The following is a 4,661-nucleotide window of genomic DNA, read 5'->3' on the forward strand; positions in this document are numbered from 1 at the left end:
ACTACTTCGCCATGCGCAAGATGCATCTGGCGATGCGGGCCAACGCCCTGGTGGTGTTTCCCGGCGGCTTCGGCACCTTCGACGAACTGTTCGAGATCCTGACCCTGCGCCAGACCGACAAGGCGCCGCCGATCCCCATCGTGCTGTTCGACGAAGCCTATTGGCGCTCGGTGATCAATTTCGACGAACTGGTCCGCCACGGCATGATCACGCCGGACGATCTGAAGCTGTTCCGGTTCGCGGAAGACGCGGAGGCGGTGTGGGCCTGCCTGCTGGCCTGCGGGTTGAAGCCGCATCAGTCGATCGAATAGGCGGGTTCCCATCGCCCCCGGCCTGGCGCTATGGGAAGCCATGACCTCTGAAGACGTCCTTGAAGAATTCCGCGCCGCGGGCGCTCTGCGCGAAGGCCATTTCGTGCTGTCGTCGGGCCTGCACAGCCCGGTCTTCCTGCAAAAGAACCTGGTCTTCATGGACACGGCCCGCTGCGCGCGCCTGTGCCAGGCGCTGGCGGACAAGATCGTCGCGGCCGTCGGCCCGGTGGACGTGGCCATTTCGCCCGCCGTGGGCGGCATCATCCCCGGCTATGAGACCGCCCGGCATCTGGGCGTGCCCTCGATGTACGTCGAGCGCGAAGGCGGCGCGTTCAAGCTGCGTCGGGGCTTCCATGTCGAGCCGGGCCAGAAGGTGGTGATGGTCGAGGACATCGTCACCACCGGCCTGTCGTCGCGCGAATGCATCGAGGCGATCAGGAAGGCCGGGGGAGACGTCGTGGCCGCCGCCTGCATCGTCGATCGTTCAGGCGGCCGCGCCGACGTCGGCGTGCCGCTGGTGGCCCTGGCGACGCTGGATGTGCCTGCATATCCCGCCGACGCCCTGCCGCCCGAGCTGGCGGCCCTGCCGGTCGAGGACCCCGGCAGCCGCAGGCTGGCCAAGGGATGAGCCGCCGCGTCCGCCTGGGGGTCAATATCGACCACGTCGCCACGGTGCGGAACGCACGCGGCGGAACGCACCCTGATCCGGTGCGGGCGGCGCGCGAGGCCATCGAGGCGGGGGCGGACGGCGTCACCGCCCATCTGCGCGAGGACCGTCGCCACATCACCGACGCGGACATCATCGCCCTGACCGAACTGTGCCGTCGCTTCGACCGGCCGCTGAACCTGGAGATGGCGGTCACCGACGAGATGCTGGACATCGCCCTGCGGCACCGGCCCCACGCCGCCTGTCTGGTGCCCGAGCGGCGCGAGGAGGTGACGACCGAGGGCGGCCTGGCCGTGGCGGGGCACGAAGACCGGATCGCGCCCGTCGTCAGGGCGCTGGCCGACGCCGGAATCCGCGTCAGCCTGTTCATCGAGCCGTCGCCGGAACAGGTCGACGCCGCCGCCGCCGTGGGCGCTCAGGTGGTGGAGTTCCACACCGGCCGCTACTGCCACCTGCCTTTGGCCGAACGCGGACCCGAGTTCGACCGCCTGGCCGCCGCCGCCGCCCGCGCCCAGGCTGCCGGGCTGGAGGTCCACGCCGGACATGGACTGGACTACGACACCGCCGGGGCGGTCCTGGCGATCCCTGAGATCGTCGAGTTGAATATCGGCCATTTCCTGATCGGCGAAGCGGTGTTCGTCGGCCTGGACGCCGCCATCCGGCGGATGCGGGCGGCTATGGACGAGGCGGCGCCATGATCGTCGGCGTGGGCGCGGACCTGTGCGACATCCGCCGCATCCAGACGTCGCTGGACCGGTTCGGCGACCGCTTCCGCAACCGCTGCTTCACCCCGCTGGAGATCGCCCGGTCGGAACGCAAGCCCGACGCGGCCTGGAGCTACGCCAAGCGGTTCGCGGCCAAGGAGGCCTGCGCCAAGGCCCTGGGCACCGGCATGCGGCGCGACGTCTATTGGCGCGACATCGGGGTGGTGAACCGGCCCAGCGGCCAGCCGACCCTGGCCCTGACCGGCCATGCCGCCGAACACCTGGCGCGACTGACGCCGGAGGGACACCGGGCCGAAATTCACCTGACCCTGAGCGACGAGCACCCCTATGCGCTCGCCTTCGTGGTGATCGAAGCCTTGCGGGTATCGTAATCACGATATACCGATTTCGCGCCGAAAGACCGCGTGCAGCGGCCGGGGGACGAAGACGATGAGCGACGACCACAAGCCGCACGACGATCACGATCATGGGCACGGCCATGGAAACGATCATGGGCACGGTCACGACGACCATGCCGCGCCGAAGCCGGACGACCACGGTCACGACCATGATGACCATGGCGACGGGCATCACGCCCCCGCCGCCGTCGAGGCGGTGAGCGACGGTCACGGCCACCATGACGATCATGGACACGGCCACGGCGAGGCGGCCGCTCACGACGACCACGGTCATGCCGAGGCCGCGCATCATGACGACCACGGCCATGCCGAGGCGGCCCCTCACGGCGATCACGGCCATGCCGACGTCCACCAAGACGATCACGGCCATTCAGACCATGCTCCGGCCGCCGTCGCGGCGGTCAGCGACGGGCATGGCCACCATGATGATCACGGTCATGCCGAACATGGTCATGACGCTCCCGCCGCCGACGCCCACGCCGCCCATGGCGAGACCGCATCTCATGACGACCACGCCCCGGTGGTCGAGACGGTCGCCGTCGCCGCCGCTGCGGCCGCGGCGGCCCACGCTTCGGACAAGAAGCCAGTCTGGAGTGACCACGGCGATGCGCCGTTCGAGGAATCTCCGGCCCCGATCTACGACCGCAAGGCCCGCAAGAAGGGCAAGTCGTCTTCGGGCGGCAGCGAGACCGTCGAGATACTGAAGACCATCTTCTTCGCCCTGCTGATCGCCTTCGTGCTGCGGGTCTTCCTGTTCCAGCCCTTCACCATTCCGTCGGCCTCGATGGAGCCGAACCTGTATGAGGGCGACTACATCGTCGTGTCCAAGTGGAGCTACGGCTACTCCAAACACTCGATCCCGTTCAGCCCGAACCTGTTCCAGGGCCGGATCATGGAACGCGCGCCCCAGCGGGGCGACATCGTGGTGTTCAAGCTGCCGCGCGACAACAAGACCGACTACATCAAGCGCCTGATCGGCCTGCCGGGCGACCGCATCCAGATGATCGCCAACCGGCTGCACATCAACGGCCAGCCGGTCGATGACGTGGTCGTCAGCCAGAGCCAGATCGAAGACGTCTTCGGCCCGCGTCCGGTGACTCGCCTGCGTGAGACCCTGCCGGGCGGCAAGTCCTTCTCGATCCAGGACTTTGGTCCGAGCGGCGAAGTGGACGACACGGGCGTCTATATCGTGCCCGCCGGCCACTATTTCATGATGGGCGACAACCGCGACAACTCGGTGGACAGCCGTTACGACCAGAACAGCGGCGTGGGCCTTGTCCCGGCCGAGAACCTGATCGGCAAGGCCGAGATCATCCTGTTCTCCTGGTCGCCGGGAGCCTCGCTGTTCAATCCGGTGAGCTGGTTCGCCAACGTCCGGCCCAGCCGCTTCTTCACCGTCTTGAAGTGATGGCCGACCGTCGGGCCGAGGCGGTCGCCGCCCTGGTCCGGCGCCTGGGCCATGAGTTCAAGGATCGCGCCCTGCTGGAGCGCGCCCTGACCCACGCCAGCGTGGCCGAGGGTGCGCCGCCGGGACCACGTGGACCCATCGACAACGAGCGGCTGGAGTTCTTGGGCGACCGGGTGCTGGGCCTGCTGGTGGCCGACCGGCTGTGCCGTGAGAATCCGCTGGCGGACGAGGGCGAGCTGTCTTCGGCCCTGCACGGCCTGGTCGATAAGTCCGCCTGCGCCCGCGTCGGCGAACGACTGGGCGTCGGCGAGGCGCTGCGTCTGTCGCCGGGCGAGAGCAAGTCGGGCGGACGGCGCAAGGCTGGGCTGATCGCCGACGCCGTGGAGGCCGTGCTGGCGGCGGTATGGCTGGACGGCGGCATCGACGCCGCCCGCGCCGCGTTTGAACGCGCCTGGGCCGAAGAACTGGCCGCGCCGACCCCGACCGCCCACGCCAATCCGAAATCGGCCTTGCAGGAATGGGCGCAAGGTCTGGGCCGCCCCTTGCCGGCCTATGTCGTCGTCAACCGCACCGGCTCAGACCATGCGCCGACCTTCACCGTCGAAGTCTCGGTCCAGGGCGTCGAACCCTTGACCGCCCAGGGGCGTTCGCGTCAGGAGGCGGAGAAGGCGGCCGCGACCGCCATGCTCAAACGTGAAGGCGTGATTTGACCGACCAGACCCCCCAGCGCGCAGGATTCGTCGCCGTCATAGGCGCGCCCAACGCCGGCAAGTCCACCCTGGTGAACCGACTGACGGGGTCCAAGGTCTCCATCGTCACCCAGAAGGTCCAGACGACGCGCTTTCCGGTGCGCGGCATCGCCATGGCGGGCCGGGCGCAGATCGTACTGGTCGACACCCCCGGCATCTTCACCCCGCGCCGCCGACTGGACCGCGCCATGGTCGCCTCGGCCTGGGGCGGGGCGCAGGACGCCGACGCCGTGGTCCATCTGGTCGACGCCCAGTCCGAACTGGGCGCCGAGGGCCGCGAGGGCACGCCCGCCGACCGCCGCTCGGCCGAGGACACCGAGACCATCATCGCCAATCTGAAGGCGACGGGCGCCAAGGCCATACTGGCGCTGAACAAGATCGACGGCATGCGCCGCGACACCCT

General features: G+C 68.9%; 7 protein-coding genes. All 7 read left to right on the plus strand.

Annotated features, from left to right (window positions below; translation table 11 throughout):
• Positions 1-311, plus strand: a 311-nt coding sequence (locus V7D63_RS13115; RefSeq protein ID WP_333592721.1) for an LOG family protein, incomplete at its 5' end; no start/stop codon positions are given.
• A 40-nt stretch (positions 312-351) separates the two neighbouring features.
• Positions 352-939 (plus strand): orotate phosphoribosyltransferase, encoded by a 588-nt coding sequence (gene pyrE / locus V7D63_RS13120; protein WP_333592722.1) that lies wholly within the window; start codon positions 352-354, stop codon positions 937-939.
• Complete coding sequence (locus V7D63_RS13125) at positions 936-1,676, plus strand: pyridoxine 5'-phosphate synthase (RefSeq protein ID WP_333592723.1); 741 nt, start codon at positions 936-938, stop codon at positions 1,674-1,676. The genes pyrE and V7D63_RS13125 overlap by 4 nt, the downstream gene beginning before the upstream one ends.
• Entirely contained in the window at positions 1,673-2,074 is a 402-nt protein-coding gene (acpS, locus tag V7D63_RS13130; protein ID WP_333592724.1) for a holo-ACP synthase, read from the plus strand. Before V7D63_RS13125 ends, acpS begins: the two co-directional genes overlap by 4 nt.
• Before the next feature lie 661 nt (positions 2,075-2,735).
• Positions 2,736-3,509, plus strand: coding sequence for a signal peptidase I (lepB, locus tag V7D63_RS13135; protein ID WP_333592727.1), 774 nt, complete (start codon positions 2,736-2,738; stop codon positions 3,507-3,509).
• The gene (gene rnc / locus V7D63_RS13140; RefSeq protein WP_333592725.1) at positions 3,509-4,219 is read left to right on the plus strand and encodes a ribonuclease III; all 711 of its coding nucleotides are present in this window, start codon (positions 3,509-3,511) and stop codon (positions 4,217-4,219) included. Before lepB ends, rnc begins: the two co-directional genes overlap by 1 nt.
• The coding region (locus V7D63_RS13145; protein WP_333592726.1) for a GTPase at positions 4,216-4,661 on the plus strand (446 nt) is incomplete at its 3' end. The genes rnc and V7D63_RS13145, both read left to right, overlap by 4 nt.

Origin of the sequence: Brevundimonas sp. (assembly GCF_036732845.1) — a bacterium.
In the GTDB taxonomy this organism is placed as follows: domain Bacteria; phylum Pseudomonadota; class Alphaproteobacteria; order Caulobacterales; family Caulobacteraceae; genus Brevundimonas.

Coding starts and splice junctions, on each gene's coding strand:
- pyrE (WP_333592722.1), top strand. CDS start 352: ATGACCTCTGAAGACGTCCTTGAAGAATTCCGCGCCGCGGGCGCTCTG.
- V7D63_RS13125 (WP_333592723.1), top strand. CDS start 936: ATGAGCCGCCGCGTCCGCCTGGGGGTCAATATCGACCACGTCGCCACG.
- acpS (WP_333592724.1), top strand. CDS start 1,673: ATGATCGTCGGCGTGGGCGCGGACCTGTGCGACATCCGCCGCATCCAG.
- rnc (WP_333592725.1), top strand. CDS start 3,509: ATGGCCGACCGTCGGGCCGAGGCGGTCGCCGCCCTGGTCCGGCGCCTG.